The sequence below is a fragment of the Pedobacter sp. UYP24 genome (assembly GCF_054057295.1).
The window spans coordinates 32,361-51,900 of record NZ_JBSRZD010000015.1; the positions used below are offsets into that span (position 1 = coordinate 32,361).

A 19,540-nucleotide genomic window follows, 5' to 3' on the forward strand; every position below is an offset into this window, starting at 1 on the left:
AAGTTAAGTATTACTTACCTCATTCCAATTACCATCTTCCTTAATCAAATCAATTAAATCATCTAATGCACGGGCAGCGTTAACATTTTTTTTAACAACCTCCCTGCCACGATATAGCGTAATCTTATCCGGACCGGTACCCACGTAACCATAGTCGGCATCTGCCATCTCCCCCGGGCCATTTACAATACAGCCCATTATACCAATTTTAATGCCTTTTAAATGATCTGTGCGGGAACGGATCAGCTGGGTAGTTTCTTGCAAATCAAATAGTGTGCGACCGCAACTCGGACAGGATATATATTCTGTTTTTGAAATACGAGTGCGTGTGGCCTGCAGTATTCCAAAACTGGTTGAATTGATCAACGACAATCCAATAGATTCATTTGCATTGATCCATACCCCATCTCCCATCCCGTCGGTAAATAATGCACCTAGATCTGTTGCAGAATATAGCATCAAGTCATCCGCACCCAATCTTTCATAATCTCTTCTAATGATAATGGGAGTTTTCAAACCCCTGTTCATTAGCTCCACAAAAAATGCCCGTTGCGCAGCCATCCCATGTATCGCATTAGTTTCCAATACAATAACTACAGTACGATCTAGAGTGACATAATCTACATCCGCAAGTTCGGCAGTATCAATACGGACCAGGTTCAAATGCCTGTCTTTTAATTCGGCACCTATAAATTCCTGATAAGTAAATAGTGGATGACAATTGTTCTTATCCTTTAATCCAAGCCATGTTGCGGCATTGTAGATTTGCTTTAAATTACCTGGAAAAGAGAATGAGGGCAGCGCATCTCCAAGGTAGGCCAGGTCGCAAGCCTGGTCGGTCATGTTATACTTGTCCAATCCGGCGCTATATTTATAGCCAACCGCAGTTAGAAAGAAAGGGTCTTTCAGATTTTCCTTAGATACGTCGATCATAACTACAGGATGATGGTGGCCACCAATATGTTGTACCGGATCCGTTTGCCGCCGCAGGTATTGGTATGGACTATACGGTAAATCTTTTACTAAAAAGGTTTCAGCAGCTATTGGCTTAGCTTCCTGTTCCATTTGCATAGCACGACGATCATACCTTAAGGCCATCGCTTTGGCAACAGGCGCCTCAAATTCAGGATCTTCCGTTAAAGACACCCTTATGGTATCACCAAGTCCGTCTTCCAGTAGCGTACCAATACCAACTGCAGATTTAATCCTGCCATCCTCACCGTCTCCTGCCTCAGTTACACCAAGGTGTAAAGGATAATTCATCCCCTCCTTAACCATGGTTTCTACCAACAGGCGATAAGCCTGTACCATTACCTGTGTGTTGCTGGCCTTCATAGAAATAACCAGATTGTAATAATTCAGGTCTTCGCACATGCGGATAAACTCCATTGCAGACTCTACCATGCCGCGAGGCGTATCACCATAATGGCTCATAATACGGTCTGATAAAGAACCATGGTTGGTACCTATCCGCATTGCGGTCCCATATTCTTTACAAATCTTTACAAGCGGTGTAAATTTCTTGTAAATGCGTTCCAATTCAGCCTGATAAGCTAGTTGGGTATATTCAATATTTTCAAAATGCTTTTTGTCGGCGTAGTTACCCGGGTTTACCCTTACTTTCTCCACAATCCTGGCTGCTGATTCCGCAGCATTAGGTGTAAAATGTATATCAGCAACTAAGGGCACGTTGTAACCCCTGTAGCGCAATTCCTTCTTAATGTTGGTCAGGTTTTCTGCTTCCTTTACACTAGGTGCTGTAATACGCACATATTCACAACCAGACTCTACCATACGAATGGTCTGTTCAACCGTACCAATGGTATCCATGGTATCCGTTGTAGTCATAGATTGAATCCTGATAGGATTTAATCCACCCATAGGTACGTCCCCTATCTGAACTTCCCTGGTTAAAAATCTTGAATACTGTATTAAGCTGTTGCTATATCCTTCCATGGCCTGTAATCTGCTGCAAAGATAATTATTAAATCAATCTATCTTTTATAACCAACGTATTTGCAATCAGATCATGGAAGCATTGTTGCTTTTTATTGAGAAAACTATAGAGATACCCAAGGAAGAATGGAGCTGTCGATATCGCTTTCGCTACATTTCTACCGAATGCTACATCTAAGGAAATGCGGTTTCCCGCTATATCCGTAACTTTTATATTTAGTAATCTTTTGCCCCAGGTAGCCTGCTTTTCAGATGCCTCTGCTAAACTGCTGTAAATGAATTTTGCGATAGGAATCAGCGGGATCCCTCCTAAAGAAATAATTATTCTTTCTGATTTTTCCTCTATAAAGACGTAGGCAAGTAAAATCAGCATCAAATAGCCAATGGTTAAAAAGAAATAATCTATAACAGAAGCCAGCAACCGCTGATCAAAGGAAGCAAAATATTGCGGCGCTGTTTTCTGGTAGGTAAAACCAAGAAGCTCACGCAGTTCAGGGAACTCGTGAGCTTCTTTATAATCATCCATATCAGGCTTTCTAATAAATGTGCCTGTCAGGATCTTTAATGATTTTAGTTCTTCAAGCTGGTAAGGCCCTTGCGGTTTGCCAGCTATTACAACTGTATATTCAACATTATTTTGTTTCATTCATTAATACCTTGAAACTTCAAAGCTACTCAATCCACCATCTAAACTGATAAACATTTTATTAGTAGACGTACTGTAATTTGCCGTTTCATAAGTACCGTTCTTCATCCTTTCAAAGCCTTCAAAATCTTTTGATGATAAGCCTGTTTTAGAAGTTAGCCTGCAGCCTACTGTTTTCGGAATCCGAATCTTAACAGAAGCAACACCCGTTTTCACATGAACATCACTAATCGGCAATAGCTCTCCAAATTTAATATCCAGGGCTGCCGCTCCGCCATCAAAATTAAATTCCCTTACCTTGTAAGGAGCAAGATCAAAATCTACCTCTCCGGCACCCATGTTCATGTGTATTTCATAAACCGGGTTAACATTCAGCTTTAGCTTAACGTCATTGCCTCCATCGCCCATGTTCCAACTCTTTTTATTTTTCATCTTGAAAGAAACCGTACGTACGCTATCCAGCACTTCGTTCATCAAAGAAAATGTACCACCTCTTTTTTGAACTTTAGCAACAAACAAACTGTCAGTGCTATCTTTAAGCGCATAAGAAGTTCCACCGCCGCTAATGTTAAGTATCGTTTTCTTAGCTAATGCAGCATCTTCAAATGGGAGATCAAACAATTGCGTCTGTGTACTGGAATCATCGTTATCTATATCAAGATTAAAATGGTTATTAGTTTCTTTAACCGGGGCATGCTGACCTTTAACAAAAAGCACCGTTAACATCACCACCAATACACCTATTGAAATATAGCCGCCCAATTGAGACTTATTTCTGGAAAACAATATATTGACACCAGCTATGATGAGGAATATAGGCCAGAAACGCCAAATGCTTCCCCAATGAAAATCAATTATATTAAAATTCTCTAAAAGGAGTACCCCACCTATAAAAAGCAGTATTATCCCCCACATTATTCTATCAAGTTTCATATTAAATATCTCTTTTGGTGAAGTCTATCTTACTATTAGTAGCGTCAGCAGCAGTCTCTTCCGCAACAGGCATATCTGTAACAGGCTTTGTGGGTACAACAGGATCTGGAGCAATAGGTGCTTCATTCTGCCTTTTCCAATCTTCCCATGCATTCTTATTTTTTGATTTCATGATAAAGCTGACGCCTATGGCTACAAAGATCAACGGCCACATTTTTCCAATATCAAACCAGAAAGGAATAATATTAAACTCATTCATCAAAAAGTAAATACCAATAACCAGCAAGATCAAACCACCCACCGTCTTGGCGGTATCATTATTCTTCTTGTATGGTTTAAAATTGCTTTCAAACTTGGTGTTTTTAAAGCTGTCCTCGTTTATGGTAGATGAGGTCCATGCCTGTGAATTAGGCTTGCTCTCAAATGGGTTTTGAAAGCCCTTGTTATATTCATTAAATTTTGCAAATCGCTTAGCAGGATCATTATTTACCGGCACTACTATCCACATCACCAGATAAACCAATATCCCTGTTCCTACTAAAAAGATGGTAGACAATACAAACAACAACCTGATAATTGTTACATCTACCTCCATGTATTCCGCAATACCGGATGATACACCCGCCACTACCTTTTCGTACTCATTCCTAAATAATCTCTTTTCCATAATATTTATCCTCCGCTATTAAAAATGTACAGGTTTAATCGTTATCTCATCAACATTTGCACCTGTGGATAAACACAGTATACTGGTAATACTTTTTGCTATATCTTCGGCTTGTACAAAACGCTCATTGGGGATTGTTGTTCCTTCCCATGAGGAGGTTAGTGTAGAACCCGGCAACACCGCGGTTACCTTAACGTTGTATTTTGATAACTCTTCCCTAAATACATTGTTAAGACTATACAATGCTGCTTTAGTTACACTGTAACTTCCTGCATTTTCTGAAATTGTTTTGCTGGCAATAGAACAAACATTGAAAATATGCCCAGATCGTTGTTCACGCATTATTTTACCAAAAAACTTACTGCAATAATAAGCTGATTTTAAATTTAAGTTTAGCTGACTTTCAAACTGATCGTCAGGCTCATCCAGTATGCTAGCTGGCAAAAATATACCTGCGTTGTTAACCAGTACATTGGCCTCTGGCAACTTCTCTAAAACGGTTTCACAAAAACTATAGCACTCGGCTTTGATGGAAAGATCGGTCTTTATCGCCAGCACACTCACACCAGTGTAATTTAGCGATTTTGTAAGTTCATCTAGTTCATTCGTATTTCTGGAGCAAACCGCTAAGTTGTATCCCGCTTCTGCTAATTTTATTGCTATAGCACGCCCAATGCCCTTGGTTGCACCTGTTATAATTGCATTCATGTCAATTTTAAATTATAGAGCAATATTATAAAAAAGGGTTGCAAGCCAAAACTTTGAGGCTAAAGATTTGTTAGAAAAGTCTGTACGGCCATTTCCAATTTTTATTGTTTCTTTGTAATACTATTGCTTACAAACGTACAGCTAATCTTTAAAGAATGAATTTCACCAATTTTGGCAAATATTTACTTTTACTAAAGGCAGTATTCAGGAAACCTGAGAAGTTTAAGATCTACCTAAAAGCAATCTTTAAACAAATGGATTTCATCGGTGTCGGATCTATAGGCCTGATTGCCATAATTTCTACTTTTATTGGGGCCGTAATGACATTGCAAATCGCTTTCCAGTTGGTAAGTGATTTTATCCCCAAGACCATCATTGGCTCAGTAAACCGCGACTCCAGTATCCTGGAGCTTAGTCCAACCATCACTGCAATTGTGTTGGCAGGTAAGATTGGATCAGCCATTTCTTCAGAGATCGGAACCATGAGGGTAAGCGAGCAAATAGATGCCCTCGAGATTATGGGCATCAACTCCCCGGGTTATTTAATTCTTCCTAAAATACTGGCCGGAATTACCATGGTACCTATGTTAGTAGTGATGTCTATGTTTTTAAGCATTACAGGTGGTTACCTTGGCGGCACGCTTTCCGGAGCAGTTACCCCTTCAGAATATATTGAAGGCATCACAACAGATTTTAATTCTTACACTATAGTAGTAGCATTGGTTAAAGCGTTTGTATTTGGTTTTATCATTACATCTGTTCCAGCTTATGAAGGTTTTTACGTAAAAGGTGGGGCGCTCGAAGTTGCTCAGGCAAGTACAAGGGCAGTAGTGGTAAGCTGCATATCTATTCTTGCTTGTGATTACATTGTAACCCAGTTATTATTATGATCGAGATTAAAGACATCAACAAATCATTTGGAGATAACGACGTACTTAAAGGTATATCTGGCAAATTCGAGGCTGGGGTTACCAACTTAATCATCGGTGGCTCGGGTTCAGGTAAAACCACTTTGCTGAAATGCATGATCGGATTGCATGTACCGGAAAAAGGCGTAGTAGAGTACGATGGCCGCGATTTCACCAAAATGAACTTTGAAGAAAAGATTGAGATTAGAAAGGAAATCGGAATGCTTTTTCAGGGCTCTGCACTTTTTGACTCTATGACGGTTGAGGAGAACATCATGTTCCCATTAAACATGTTTACTGAGCAAAGCAGATCCGAGAAATTGGATAGGGTTAATTTCTGTCTGGACAGGGTTAACCTGGAAGGCAAGAACAAGCTTTTCCCTGCCGAACTTTCTGGTGGTATGAAAAAGCGGGTAGGTATTGCACGCGCCATAGCCATGAACCCTAAATACTTATTTGTAGATGAGCCCAACTCTGGCCTGGACCCTAAAACGTCTATTGTTATTGATGAGCTGATCAAAGAGATTACTGAAGAATACAATACCACCACTATTGTAGTAACACACGATATGAACTCGGTAATGGGAATTGGAGACTATATCCTTTTCTTGCACGAAGGCAAGAAATTCTGGGAAGGATCCAACAAAGAAATTGCCCATACCGATATTGAAGAACTGAACGACTTTGTTTTTGCTAGCCGCTTTATGAAGGCAGCAAAAGGAAAGTTTTAATACACCACATTTTATGATAAGCCTTTTAACACCTACGCATTGGAAAGATTATGAACTGATTGATTGTGGGGATTTTGAAAAGTTAGAACGTTTTGGAAACCTGGTTCTGTCAAGACCAGAGCCACAGGCCGTCTGGAAGAAAACACTTTCAGATAACGACTGGAAAAAACAGACACACATTAAGTTTAAAGGCCGTTCTGCCACATCTGGAGAATGGGTAAAAAGTGCTGCTCATTTACCAGACCGATGGAATGTAACCTACAAGAATGAGGATGTTGCGATAAACCTTAGATTGGGTTTAACTTCATTTAAACATGTGGGTGTATTTCCTGAACAGGCAGTAAACTGGGACTATATCTCGTCATCCATAAAGAAATTCAAATCGCCTAGTCCTAAAGTCCTTAATCTCTTTGCCTATACTGGTGCGGCATCATTAATTGCAAAAGCGGCAGGAGCCGATACCACGCATGTAGATTCAATAAAACAGGTAGTAAACTGGGCCAATGAAAATCAGGAGCTATCTAAACTTAAGGATGTAAGATGGGTAGTTGAAGATGCTTTAAAATTTGTAAAGAGAGAACTGAAACGCGGCAAAAAATACAATGGCATTATACTAGACCCTCCTGCTTTTGGACACGGACCAAATGGCGAGAAATGGAAGCTGGAAGATCATATCCAGGAGATGATGCAGGAGGTTGTGCAACTACTAGATGAAGAAGAGCATTTCTTAATACTGAATACCTACTCTCTTGGTTTCTCATCGGTAATCGTTGAAAACCTAATTAAAACATCCTTCCCTCAGGTTCAGAATCTGGAAACAGGTGAGCTTTATTTACAAGCCACTTCGGGCATAAAACTACCATTGGGTGTTTTTGGTAAGTTCAATAAATTTTAGCGCCCTGAGCACTAAAATCAAGATTCAGTACTCAGGGCGCTGCTGTAGGTAAATGCTACAGCAGTGGCAACGCACCCAAATAGTAGCTGGTTGAAACTAACTTACCATCTTCGCTTATAAATGCGAACCAAATGTGCAGCGTATCCCCGCTGTATTCAGCAGGAACCGATAAGGTGTACTGCAAAGCAGCTCTTGTGACTGCACCATATTGTGTTAACCAGCGTCCTTTAAGGGGGTTGTAAACCATAAAAATGCAATCATCACTATCTTTTCCATTGTTTCTGCCCAGATTGGGCGACCAGCTAAATTTCAGCTCGGCCACTTCTGCTGCAACAACTCCAAGTCCGGCTGCAGGCTCCAGTTGACCTCTACTTAAAATAGTCTTCTGAAAATCGATCGTGTAATTTGGCGAAACACCCGTTACCGCATTTTTGAGATTCCATTGAACGGCATAGTTCATGGCAGTCATCTCACTGTCGTAGTTTGTAAAAGTTGTTCTGATCAAGCTGGTTATACCACTTAGCCAACCTGTAATCAAACCAAAGCGAATTTGTTGATTTAGTTGTTTTACCGTTGGCGGTCTGGTTCCAGTAGCTTTTACTGCAGCCATCATCCATTTACCATTTTTCCTGCTACCTACCAGAGATCCGGTGCGGCCTGTGAACCCAGAGAAAGGTCCGTTTTTTAATGTTCCCATGTTTGTTAAAGATTTAAATTGTTCGTTATTTATTCTCGGAATGATGTCCTAATCACTCACTGAAACAAAGATAAGCACTCTGATTATCAATCACAAACGAACTCAGGAGATGTCCATAGGTGTCCAAACACTGTCCAGGAATCTGCCCATAGCTGATCAACCGTTTTACCATTATTTGCCAACCAAAATGCAGCGGTAGTGTATGCACCGTTTCTCATACTTTTATCAAGTTTAACGGTCATGCCAGCATAATAGCTGTCATCTTCTTAAAAAACACTTCACGCATTCTTCATCTTATTTACCGACTTTTGATCACAGAATCATAAAATGCCCGGAAAACAAATTTTTCAAACTGAAAAGAAAACACGCTGGAATACCTTTACTTGGATAAGCAGGACTTTTTTTGTCGTTTTTGCAGCTGCAATCATTTGTGTTGTACTCACCCTATCCTCTGTTCAAGTCCCAAAGCTGCCCTTTTTGGATGTGAGTGGTAAATTTAATGCCAATCAGTTAGACAGGCTAAAGAAATCCCAGAAATACAAGGACTTTTCCATCGCCAAATCACATTTAGAAAAAATTAAAAGAGACCGGCAAAAGCATGTAAGTGCAATACATGGCGACAAAAAACGGATTAACATGGGCTTCTATGTGAGTTGGGCATCAAGCAGAGCAAACTCTCTTTCAGATTTAAAACGAAATATTGGGCATCTGGATATGATTGCAACAGAATCGTTTTTTTTAAATGGCGACTCGATAACTGAACAAGTTGATACCGCAGCATTGAGCGTAATTAACAAAGCAGGAAAATTTGCTATTGCCGATATTTCAAATTATGGTAAAAATGGTTGGGATGGTAAGGCCGTAAAAAAACTAACAATTGATACTAGCGCGCAGCAAGAATTCATAAAGAACTTGATCTCACTGGTAAAAAAATATAAGTATAAAGGCGTAAACATCGACTTTGAAGAAGTAAACGCAGATAGCAAAGCCAGCTTTAACAACCTTATGAAAAACCTGTACACACAATTTCATAGGCAAGGCTTACTGGTTATGCAGGATATCGCTGTAGACAACGACGATTACGACCCTAAAATTTTACAGCAATACAATGATTACCTGATATTAATGGCCTACGACCAGCATAGCGAAGATAGCAATGCGGGCGACATTTCTAACCAAGAGTGGGTTGAAGAAAAGCTGGATGACCTTTGTAGTAAAGTTGATGCAGATAAAGTGATTTTGGCAATTGCATGCTATGGTTACGACTGGCCAGATCAGAGTGTAGGTACACCCATGACTTATGAACAGGCCATGACCACCGCTGTAAGTTACAAAAGCAAAGTAACATTTGATCCTGCTTCAGCCAATTTAAATTACCAATATAAGGCTGATAACGGCATTCAACACCGTGTATATTTTACCAATGCTGCAACCTATTTTAACCTCATTCGCAAGGCGGATGACTGGGGAGTTGCAGGAATAGCATTATGGCGTTTGGGTGCTGAAGACAAAAGAATATGGCAATATATTTCCAGGGATCTAAGTTTAGAAGCCTTGAATAAGAAACCTTTTGACCTTCGATCAATTTCTTCACTTACTATGAATGGCATAAACTATATCGGCGAGGGAGAAATATTAGATTTAATATCTACACCACAACCAGGCATAGTTAGGTTCACTTTAAACAAAGATAATTTTACCATCGCAAACCAGCGCTACCTTAAAATACCTAGTCCGTATGTGATTAAGCGTTATGGTTACGCAGAGAAAAAAATTGTTTTAACCTTTGATGATGGCCCAGATCCTACCTACACCCCACAGATATTAGACATTTTGCAAAAAGAGAAAGTACCAGGAGCATTTTTTGTAGTCGGCATTATGGCAGAAAAAAACATGGGCTTGCTGCGAAGGGAATATGACGATGGCTTCCTCATTGGAAACCATACTTTTTTTCACCCAGACATGTCAACTTTGGGCCCTGCCCGTGTTAAATTTGAACTAAATGCCACCAGAAGACTAATAGAAGCTGTTACTGGTCATAGCACCATTCTTTTTAGAGCCCCGTTTAATGCAGATGCAGAACCTCAAAACACTTCAGAAATATTGCCTGTTGCGCAGAGCAGGAAGGAGAACTACATTAATATAGGCGAGTACATTGATCCAGAAGATTGGGAACCTGGAAAAACCGCAGATCAGATCTTTGACGAAGTGATTAAGCAAAAAGACAACGGTAACATTTTGTTATTGCATGATGCGGGAGGCAATCGCGAGGCCACAGTAGCTGCCCTACCACGCATTATCCATTTTTTCAAAAAGGAAGGTTATACCTTTTCCAGTATTGCAGATTTGATGGGGCGAAAACCTTCAGATTTAATGCCAGAGGTAAATTCTGCAGCCAATACTGGCTTCTTAGGCTCTGGTGATTATTTCTTCATCAACTTCTTCTACTATGGAAATATCACTTTGAATGTGATATTTACCGTTGCCATTGTCCTGGCAATACTGCGCACATTCTTTATCGCCTATCTTGCAATCAGGCAGCGAAAATTAGCTCGGAAAAATGCAGATTTATTGGTCAAGAACCCTAAAGATCTGGTGAGTATTATTATCCCGGCTTACAACGAGGAAGTTACAGCGATACAAACCATAAATAGCCTGTTAAAATTAGATTATCCAAATTTCGAACTCATTTTTGTGGATGATGGCTCTAAAGACAAAACCTTCGAAATCGTAAGCGCAAGGTTTAGCGATCATCCACAGGTAAAACTCTATAGCAAAATTAACGGAGGTAAAGCATCTGCCCTTAATTATGGTATTGCAAAAGCATCTGCAGAATATTTAGTTTGTATAGATGCAGACACACAATTGAAAGCAGATGCCGTAACGGAGCTCATGAAGCTTTTTTATAGCGAAGAAATTGCTGCTGTTGCAGGTACCGTTAAAGTCGGCAATGCCCATAACCTAATCACAACCTGGCAGTCTATCGAGTACATCACCGCTCAGAATATGGACCGTCGTGCCTTCGATTTGTTGAATACCATTACTGTAGTTCCAGGTGCCATTGGTGCCTTTAGGAAGTCGGTTATTCTAGAAGTTGGGGGCTTTACCATAGATACCCTGGCTGAAGATTGCGACCTTACCATGCGAATTTTACGTGCTGGATATAAGGTTAAAAATTGCGACACTGCAATTGCTTATACGGAAGCTCCAGAAACAGTAGAGATGTTGTTGAAACAACGCTTTCGCTGGAGTTTTGGTGTTATGCAAAGCTTTTGGAAAAACAGAAAAACATTCTTTAATAAGAAGTATGGTTATTTTGGAATGGTTGGCATGCCCAACATTCTTATTTACCAAATTATACTGCCACTTTTCTCGCCACTAGCCGATTTCTTTATGTTGGTTTCACTCATCGGCGGAATCTTCTCCCTCAGCGCAATAAACAACCTGACGAGTGCTGGTTTTTCTGGCATACTTAGTTTGCACAATGGTTTCGGTCAGGTGCTGTTCTATTACATTATTTTCATTGTGTTAGATATGTTGTTCGCCACTATTGCTTTTCGTATGGAGAAAGAGAAATTGAAAAACCTCCTATATCTATTCCCTCAACGTTTCTATTGGCGACAATTGATGTACATCGTTCTATTTAGAGCTTGCAGAGGTGCATTACGCGGACAACTAGAAAGCTGGGGAACATTAAAACGGACTGGTAACGTAAAAGAAACGGTTAACCATTAGAAGTTTTATAATTTTAATATTTTCGCATAGCTCAATAACCTTACATTTTCATATTGCCAATGTCCATTTTCCCATCCCCATTTTTAAATATGGATTCACTGTTTAAAAGGTAAGTGCCACTGGTCACAACTACATCCCCAGCCTTTAATCCTGAAATAACGGCAACAAAACTTTGATTTCCTGGCCCCACCTTGATGATCTTATGGGAATAGCTGCCATCGGTATTTTTGACCCAAACCATATCACCTTTTCCGCTTTTTAATATGGATGAAGCTGGTATGGCTAAAGTTCTCGATTTCCCGTTTTGGGTAGCAATATAGGCCAGCATACCCGGTCTTATTAATCCTTGCGTGTTCGGAATAATTACCCTGATCAAATCAACTTTTGATGCATCAGAAAGTTCAGGATTTACAAAGTCTATCTTTCCTTTAATAACCTGGCCGCCCAAATCCGGTAATGTAACGTTCACTTCATCTTTTTGGTGATACGCTCCTATTTCGCTGGCATAAATTTGTGCCTCCACCCAAAGGCTATTCAATGCCTGGGTTTTCAGTATCGGCATACCTTCTGTTACATAGTCACCTTCATGCACCATAATATCACTCACTGTTCCGTTGATCTTGCTCAGGATGGTTGTCGTAGCAGTAGTTTTCCCGGTTGCTGCTAAGTTCCTAATCTGTGAAGCAGAAAGCCCCCAAAGCAATAGTTTATTTTCAGCAGATCGGGTCAGTTGTTTGTAATCAACATCCGGGTTATTCAACTTTTTTTGCTGTTCTTCCGCCAAAAGGTATTCCTTTTCAGCCTCCAGCAGATCTTCGCTGTACAGGGCGTAAACTGGTTGACCTAGGGTTATCTTTTCACCTGTGGCCCTGATAAACAGCTTTTGTATCCGTCCAGCTATCCGTGCGCTTAACTCATCAGCCTGATTTTCATTAGTTGATACTGTCCCGGTAACCATTTTTTCATCGCCAATATTTTCTTCCTTTACTGTATCGGTTTGAATTTCAGCTAATTGTATTTGTGCTGCTGTTAAGGATAGGCTATTACTCACCATCGCTGAATTCATACCAGTTAATTCTACTTTAATGAGCTTCATCTGACAGATCGGGCAATCGCCTGGATAATCTTCGTGTATTTGCGGATGCATTGAGCAGGTATAGTAAATTTTATTGTGCATTTCGCCTGCTTGCTGTACCTGCTTTACCCTTTGTCTGCAGGAAGCCAATCCTGCAATCAGGATGATGAGGAGAAAAAAATATTTATATGCTTTGCTATATAGCGTGATCTGATTATTCATTGTCTTGGGTTTTTAAGAAACTTTCACTATCTGTGAGGTATTGTGCATTTTCAGCGATACTATCCATCTGCGATAACCCTTTGGTTACTTGTATCTCATTGCCATTAATAGCCCCCACGTTTACCGCATGAGCCTTATAAACAGGACCATCTTTGATCCAGACCAGTTGCGTGCGACCCAGGTCAATTAATGCGGAACGTGGAATCCACAAGCCACTTACACTCCCAGTTTGGATGGTTGCCTTTACTATACTATTTACTTTAAGGTCATGGTTCATATTATGAATATATACCCGGATACTGGTGCTTCTATCCCCCGGCTGCAAAAAGGGTTCGATAAAATCCACTTTACCGGCGATGGTCATTTCCGGCATATCCGGCAGCTTGATAGTTACTGATTGGTTTAAACGTAACATGACGTTTGCAGCTTGATCAATTTTGATGATAGCCCATAAGCGGTGCGGATCGACCACATTAAATATATTCTGCCCTTTTTCTACATACATACCTTCGCGGATGGAAAGTGGAACGTTGCTACTGTAATTTTCCGCTGGCTTTACCGCAGCGATCCCGGCCATTTGCGTATGCGGCATATCATGTACATGACCATTATAAGGGCTGTAAACCGGTAGATTATAAAAAGATTTTCCGGTTTTTACTACCTTAATTAACTGTGCAGATGTCATGCCCAGCAACAACAATTTTTGTTTAGCGGCATCGATTAAAGCTGTTTCCTGCAGTGAGTTTTTTACCAGAAATAACAGATCTTGTTGAGCAGTTACCATTTCAGGACTATATATATCAAAGATTCGCTCCCCGATATGAATTTCCTGGAACGCATATTTAATGTATAATTTTTCAATACGTCCGGAAAACCTGGCCGCGATATTATTAAAAGTTCGGGTATCAAAATCCAGGTATCCATCGGCTTGTATTTGCATGGGTATTGTCTTTTGCTTAGGACTGATGGCATTGATGGATGCAATCACGGATGAATTAACGGGCTGCAATACGGTACTCAGACTAATACCTGCGCTTTCGCTGGTCTGCTGTTTATTATTACATGCCGCTACTGTAAGCAGTGTCATCAAACTTAAAGTCACTATCGTTTTAATACTACTCATTTTCTCTTTCATAAGCTACCTGTAATTGTAAGAGTTCCTGTAAAAGGTCTAATTGGCCCATTCGTGCAGATTGCAGGTCTTTGACACCATTTAAGACCGAAGGAAGATCACCTGTATTTTGTTCGTAGGCCAGCAATGCGGTTTTATAGCTATTCTGCATGGCGGGAATAATGTTTTGACTATAATTTTTAAGCTGCCTTTTCTTACTGCTAATGTCCATTCTTAAAGAAACTAGTAGCCCTTCTGCACCATTTAGCTTGTTTTGTTTTTCATTTTGCAAAGCTTCTACCTCATATCTGATACCTTTTAAATTCGCTTTATACCCTTTTGACGTCCAGGGCACAATAGGCATAGTGACGGAAGCCATCAGAATATACTGTTTAGGGAAGCCGCCATAACTGATCATGTGCCCAGCTTGTATTCCGAAATCCGGTTTGCGTTTGCTATATTCTACCTGGGCATTCAATTGCTGTAACTGGATATTACGGTCGATCATTTTGATATCGCTTCTTCTATTAGCTAATTTGGCGGTATCCGTTAAACCCGTTTCGTAATCCTTGGCGGCTAAAGTGGTATCTACAGAGAAGACGGTTTCCTTGTCCTGGTTCATCAGCGTATTGAGCATCACTATTTTTTGCCGGATCTCGTTATCCAACTGCTCTTTAATATTTTCCAGTTCGTATAGATCGGCTTTTGTTTTATAGATATTGCTCAGTTTTTCTTTGCCATAAGTCAATTTAATATTGGCATATTTTAGCATATATTCTAATAGTTTTTTGGTGTTTTCCAATAATGCCAGCTTTTTTGCTACTACAACCTGATCGTAATAGTACCCACTAGCTTGCGCTAACAATTGATTTTTCAAATAAGCCCGCTCCTGCTCAGTAATTGCCGACATGCCGTTCATGTACTTTTCTTTAGCTTTCAGCTTTGCGGGATTGGTAAACATTTGTTCGGCCTGGATCATAAATGAACCACCTTTGGGGTTAACTGAATAGGGTGTTTGAAATTGACCCGCACTGAGTTTGGGCGCATCCAGGCTTTTTGCACCTTTAGCATATTCATTTTGTGCTGCTACTTTGGCATTATAAGCCAATATCGCAGGATTTGCCCGGCCAATCCTGACCAACACCGTATCTAAGGGAAGCACTGATAACTGCGCTTTTAAAAGGTTAGCAACAAGTAAACTGATCCCTAAAAGGGTAATAAATTTCTTCTTCATATACATTATTCCTTTACGTCCAATACTTCCAGCTTGCCATATCTTCTTAGTTCATATTCCTTGACCATTAAAAAGATAAGGGGAGTAACTAAGAGAATATGCGTGGAAGAAGTTAATACACCACCAATCATCGGTAACACAATAGGCTGCATCACATCGCTTCCAGTGCCGGTTGCCCATAGTACTGGGATCAAACCAAACAAGGCGACACAAACTGTCATTAATTTCGGTCTCAATCGTTTAATAGCACCGTTCATTACATAAATGCGCAGGTCTTCTTTAGTAATCGTTTCTCTAGAATTTCCCTTTAATGCCACAAGTTGCTGCATAGCATCGTTTAGGTAGATCACCATGACGATACCGGTTTCTACTGCGATACCAAACAGGGCGATAAAACCTACCGCCACGGCAACGGATAAATGCACCCCAAAGAAATAAACCATGTAGGCACCACCGATCAGCGCAAAAGGAATACTGATAAGGCTAAAAAATGCTTCGCGGATAGAATGAAATGCGAAATATAAACAGGCAAAAATAATGAGTAGCACAATGGGCAATATCATTTTCAGTGTGTGTTCGGCCCGGATGAGGTTTTCGTATTGTCCGCTCCACTCTACAAAGTAGCCTTTCGGTAAAGTTTTAACCATAGAATTCAATTTATCCTGCGCTTCTTGTACAGTGCTGCCTAGATCCCTATCCCGGACATTGAATAAAACCGTACCGCGCAATAAGGCATTTTCAGACTGGATCATCGCCGGGCCGTCACTAATCTTAATGTCCGCTACTGATGATAGGGGTATAGGGCCATTATTGGGTGTTTGCACCAATGTGCGTTTGATTTCTTCTAGATTATTCCGGTAGTCCTGTGCCAATCTCAGATTGACACTAAATCTTCTCCGTCCCTCCACGGTAGGCGTAATATTCATCCCGCCTAATGAACTTTCCACAATCTGGTTTACATCATCCACACTTAAACCGTATCGTCCAATAGCCTCCTTATTAACCTGTATATCCAGGTATTTACCCCCTGTGATCGGGTCAACATACATATCCTTAACGCCGGCTATCCCTTGCAAAGCTTTTTTCATTTGATTGGACAGGGCGTATATCGTGTCGAGATTCTGCCCGTAAATTTTTAGTCCAACATCGGTGCGAATGCCGGTAGAAAGCATATTGATCCGGTTGATGATCGGCTGTGTCCAGCCATTCACAACACCAGGTATTTGCAGTTTGGTATTCAATTCATCGATAATATCCTCCTTGTTTATTCCTTTGCGCCATTCTGCTTTGGGTTTTAAAAGGATTATGGTTTCCACCATACTGATCGGTGAATTATCCGTAGCGGTATTGGCTCGCCCGGCTTTACCTAACACGTTTTTCACTTCGGGAATGCTCTTGATGATCCTGTTCTGCACCTGTAATAATTGTTTAGCTTCTGTATTGGATACATCAGGTAAAGTAACCGGCATAAATAATATCGTCCCTTCATCCAAAGGTGGCATAAACTCACTGCCAAGGCTTAACAATAAGGGTATACTGATCAGTAATGCTATTATATTGACGGCAAGCGTAGTTTTACGCCAGGTCATGCACCAGTTTAAGATCGGTCGGTAAACCCTTTCCATAAAGCGATTTAGGGGATTATGCTCATCTGTTCTTAATTTTCCTTTCACAAAAAAGGAGATCAGAACCGGGGCAAGTGTTACAGCCAGTATCGCATCAATGGCTAAAATGAATGTTTTTGTCCAGGCTAATGGGCCGAACAATTTGCCTTCCTGTCCTTCTAGTAAAAATACCGGCAGAAACGAAGCGACAATAATGAGTGTGGAAAAGAAGACCCCACGGCCTACCTGCTTCGATGAGGATTCTATAATTTTGATTCTTTCTTCTTTGGTCATGATTTCTCCTTTTCTTGTGCAATAGCTAGGTTACGGTGTGAATTCTCGACCATTACGATTCCATTATCTACGATTACGCCAATGGCTAAGACGATACCTGTTAAAGACATGATATTAGATGATATGCCAAAAGCATTTAATAATATAAAACTGGCAGCAATGGTAATCGGTATCTGTATAATGATACTTAACGCGCTGCGCCAACTAAACAAAAACAAGATCACGATAATGGATACGGTGATCATTTCTTCAATGAGTGTATGTTTGACAGAACCGATAGCGCTCTCGATCAGTTCGCTTCGGTCATAAGCGATTTTGAACTTTACGCCTGGCGGCAAGCCCTTTTGAATATCTGCCATCTTATCCTTAACTGCATGGATCACCTTGTCTGCGTTCTCCCCGTAGCGCATCACAACGATACCTCCTACCGCTTCACCCGCTCCGTTCTGATCAAAGATACCCAAACGAAGATCGCCGCCCATTTGTACGGTAGCGATATCCCTTATTTTTACCGATACGGTATTGATCGTTCCGATAGAGATGTTCTCAACGTCCTGCAAAGTTTTTATATAGCCCAGCCCACGAACGATGTAACCCGTGCCGTTCATTTCAAACTTACGACCACCAACATCATTATTATTGCTTTTGACAGCCTTAAGCACCTGGCTCAGCGGGATATTGTAATAATTGAGTTTATGTGGATCAACGTTGATCTGGTATTGTTTTTCAAATCCACCGAAAGAGGCTACTTCACTTACGCCGGGCACAGTTTGTAAGCCGAATTTAACGTACCAATCCTGCAAAGCCCGCTGTTCGCCAAGGTCAATTCCTTTGGCCTCTAGTGTATACCACAGGATGTGACCAACACCTGTACCGTCAGGCCCAAGCGTGGGCGTAATCCCTTCGGGCAACAGCCGTTGTGCATAATTCAGTCTTTCCAGCACGCGGCTTCTTGCCCAGTACACATCAGCTTTGTCATCAAAAACAATATAAACGAAGCTCATCCCAAACATGGAGGTCGCCCGGATTGCTTTTACTTTAGGGATGCCCTGTAAATTACTTACTAATGGGTAAGTTACCTGGTCTTCCATGATCTGCGGACTGCGGCCCTGCCATTCGGTAAACACGATTACCTGATTTTCAGATAGGTCGGGAATGGCATCAATAGGATTTTCGCGTATAGCATAAGTACCCCAAGCAAAAAGGATTATGGCTATCAGTAAAACGATATACCTGTTTTTTAAGGACAGGGTGATCAATTGGTTAATCATCTTAATTGAATTAAGGGGGATATAGCAACCCATACCCCATGATGGTTTACATTTTCATTTTTTCAGCAGCCATAGCCATCAACATTACCTTTTTCATATTTTTAAAATTCAGAATGAACAAATATTGCTAAACGGAAAAATCCGGTAGCGTTAGGAAGGTAATTAAAATGATTTCAATGGTGGGCTGCTGATCGCAGCATAGAGGTTCGGATCAGATCCGGTAGGCGCAGTTTAAAGTATAGATAGGCGTAAGACTCACAAAAGGCGGCGCATGGCTGTAAAAGCTCGTATAAGCCGCTGCATTCGTTACTTTATTTAGTATAAATGAAGTTTTTGCTTCAATAATAGCCGGAAAGAACTTAACCACAATAGTAAAAGGATCAGCACCGAAATGGTTGTCTTTTACTTTAAAAGATTGTTTCATGGTTTTGCAGCAATCATTCCCTTTGGTGATTGTTTTTTCACTTTCGTGGTCTGCTCCAATCGTTAGATTGGTTGTTTTCAAAATACCACAGCAATAAAAACGACTGGCCGACACACCGATAGCGGAGAGCAGGTAAACAGCGGTTAATAAAATGATGGTGATCTTTTTCACAAGGCTAAGATAAGTATTTTGATGTCTCTTTCAATAAGTCAATGTTAAACCGCCACCTAAGCCCATATCACTATCATAATGCGTTGATAATGAAAAGTATTTGGTGACAATGTATCGAAGTCCTGCTGCATATTCCTTATCGGTATTCAGCATAATATTAAAGCGCATACGGCTTGAAATAGGAATATCGTCCCGTCCTAACTGGAAACGCAATTTGCCATTACCATCGATACGAGCATCCGCTACAAATAGCATGGG

At 40.6% G+C, this 19,540-nt stretch carries 18 protein-coding genes; 4 read left to right on the forward strand and 14 right to left on the reverse strand.

Annotated elements, in window-relative coordinates; all coding sequences use genetic code 11:
• Window positions 1-3 precede the first annotated feature (3 nt).
• From ispG to ACVWYN_RS17540, 5 genes are read right to left on the reverse strand one after another with little or no spacing between them, the layout of a single operon-like run.
• The gene (ispG, locus tag ACVWYN_RS17520) at window positions 4-1,956 is read right to left on the reverse strand and encodes a (E)-4-hydroxy-3-methylbut-2-enyl-diphosphate synthase (RefSeq protein ID WP_457290184.1); all 1,953 of its coding nucleotides are present in this window, start codon (window positions 1,954-1,956) and stop codon (window positions 4-6) included.
• Window positions 1,957-1,984: 28 nt separating this feature from the next.
• Window positions 1,985-2,602 (reverse strand): RDD family protein, encoded by a 618-nt coding sequence (locus ACVWYN_RS17525; protein WP_457290185.1) that lies wholly within the window; start codon window positions 2,600-2,602, stop codon window positions 1,985-1,987.
• A 3-nt stretch (window positions 2,603-2,605) separates the two neighbouring features.
• Window positions 2,606-3,535 carry a LiaF transmembrane domain-containing protein gene (locus ACVWYN_RS17530; RefSeq protein WP_457290186.1) on the reverse strand — a complete coding sequence of 310 codons (930 nt, stop codon included), beginning with the start codon at window positions 3,533-3,535 and terminating at the stop codon, window positions 2,606-2,608.
• A 1-nt stretch (window position 3,536) separates the two neighbouring features.
• Window positions 3,537-4,202 carry a PspC domain-containing protein gene (locus ACVWYN_RS17535; RefSeq protein WP_457290187.1) on the reverse strand — a complete coding sequence of 222 codons (666 nt, stop codon included), beginning with the start codon at window positions 4,200-4,202 and terminating at the stop codon, window positions 3,537-3,539.
• An 18-nt stretch (window positions 4,203-4,220) separates the two neighbouring features.
• Window positions 4,221-4,910, reverse strand: coding sequence for an SDR family oxidoreductase (locus tag ACVWYN_RS17540; RefSeq protein ID WP_457290188.1), 690 nt, complete (start codon window positions 4,908-4,910; stop codon window positions 4,221-4,223).
• Between the two features lie 155 nt (window positions 4,911-5,065).
• Between ACVWYN_RS17540 and ACVWYN_RS17545 the strand changes: the two genes are divergently transcribed.
• From ACVWYN_RS17545 to ACVWYN_RS17555, 3 genes are read left to right on the forward strand one after another with little or no spacing between them, the layout of a single operon-like run.
• Window positions 5,066-5,800: an MlaE family ABC transporter permease gene (locus ACVWYN_RS17545; RefSeq protein ID WP_457290189.1), complete on the forward strand. Its 735-nt coding sequence runs from the start codon at window positions 5,066-5,068 to the stop codon at window positions 5,798-5,800.
• Complete coding sequence (locus tag ACVWYN_RS17550; protein WP_457290190.1) at window positions 5,797-6,549, forward strand: ABC transporter ATP-binding protein; 753 nt, start codon at window positions 5,797-5,799, stop codon at window positions 6,547-6,549. The genes ACVWYN_RS17545 and ACVWYN_RS17550 overlap by 4 nt, the downstream gene beginning before the upstream one ends.
• Before the next feature lie 13 nt (window positions 6,550-6,562).
• Entirely contained in the window at window positions 6,563-7,444 is an 882-nt protein-coding gene (locus tag ACVWYN_RS17555) for a class I SAM-dependent methyltransferase (RefSeq protein ID WP_457290191.1), read from the forward strand.
• A gap of 55 nt (window positions 7,445-7,499) precedes the next feature.
• On the opposite strand, the gene ACVWYN_RS17560 is transcribed toward ACVWYN_RS17555, so the two are convergent.
• On the reverse strand, window positions 7,500-8,141 hold the full coding sequence (locus ACVWYN_RS17560; protein WP_457290192.1) for a DUF6266 family protein: 642 nt from the start codon (window positions 8,139-8,141) through the stop codon (window positions 7,500-7,502).
• An 86-nt stretch (window positions 8,142-8,227) separates the two neighbouring features.
• Entirely contained in the window at window positions 8,228-8,359 is a 132-nt protein-coding gene (locus ACVWYN_RS17565; protein WP_457290193.1) for a hypothetical protein, read from the reverse strand.
• Window positions 8,360-8,468: 109 nt separating this feature from the next.
• Between ACVWYN_RS17565 and ACVWYN_RS17570 the strand changes: the two genes are divergently transcribed.
• Window positions 8,469-11,876 (forward strand): glycosyltransferase, encoded by a 3,408-nt coding sequence (locus ACVWYN_RS17570; RefSeq protein ID WP_457290194.1) that lies wholly within the window; start codon window positions 8,469-8,471, stop codon window positions 11,874-11,876.
• A gap of 40 nt (window positions 11,877-11,916) precedes the next feature.
• On the opposite strand, the gene ACVWYN_RS17575 is transcribed toward ACVWYN_RS17570, so the two are convergent.
• From ACVWYN_RS17575 to ACVWYN_RS17605, 7 genes are all read right to left on the reverse strand, one after another.
• Entirely contained in the window at window positions 11,917-13,173 is a 1,257-nt protein-coding gene (locus ACVWYN_RS17575; RefSeq protein ID WP_457290195.1) for an efflux RND transporter periplasmic adaptor subunit, read from the reverse strand.
• Window positions 13,166-14,308, reverse strand: a complete 1,143-nt coding sequence (locus ACVWYN_RS17580) for an HlyD family efflux transporter periplasmic adaptor subunit (RefSeq protein ID WP_457290196.1) — start codon at window positions 14,306-14,308, stop codon at window positions 13,166-13,168. The genes ACVWYN_RS17575 and ACVWYN_RS17580 overlap by 8 nt, the downstream gene beginning before the upstream one ends.
• On the reverse strand, window positions 14,289-15,518 hold the full coding sequence (locus ACVWYN_RS17585; RefSeq protein WP_457290197.1) for a TolC family protein: 1,230 nt from the start codon (window positions 15,516-15,518) through the stop codon (window positions 14,289-14,291). Before ACVWYN_RS17585 ends, ACVWYN_RS17580 begins: the two co-directional genes overlap by 20 nt.
• 5 nt (window positions 15,519-15,523) lie before the next feature.
• The gene (locus ACVWYN_RS17590) at window positions 15,524-17,416 is read right to left on the reverse strand and encodes an efflux RND transporter permease subunit (protein WP_457290198.1); all 1,893 of its coding nucleotides are present in this window, start codon (window positions 17,414-17,416) and stop codon (window positions 15,524-15,526) included.
• Window positions 17,413-18,687 carry an efflux RND transporter permease subunit gene (locus tag ACVWYN_RS17595; protein ID WP_457290199.1) on the reverse strand — a complete coding sequence of 425 codons (1,275 nt, stop codon included), beginning with the start codon at window positions 18,685-18,687 and terminating at the stop codon, window positions 17,413-17,415. The genes ACVWYN_RS17590 and ACVWYN_RS17595 overlap by 4 nt, the downstream gene beginning before the upstream one ends.
• Before the next feature lie 211 nt (window positions 18,688-18,898).
• Window positions 18,899-19,282: an HYC_CC_PP family protein gene (locus tag ACVWYN_RS17600; RefSeq protein ID WP_457290200.1), complete on the reverse strand. Its 384-nt coding sequence runs from the start codon at window positions 19,280-19,282 to the stop codon at window positions 18,899-18,901.
• A gap of 30 nt (window positions 19,283-19,312) precedes the next feature.
• On the reverse strand, window positions 19,313-19,540 hold a 228-nt coding region (locus ACVWYN_RS17605; RefSeq protein ID WP_457290201.1), incomplete at its 5' end, for a hypothetical protein.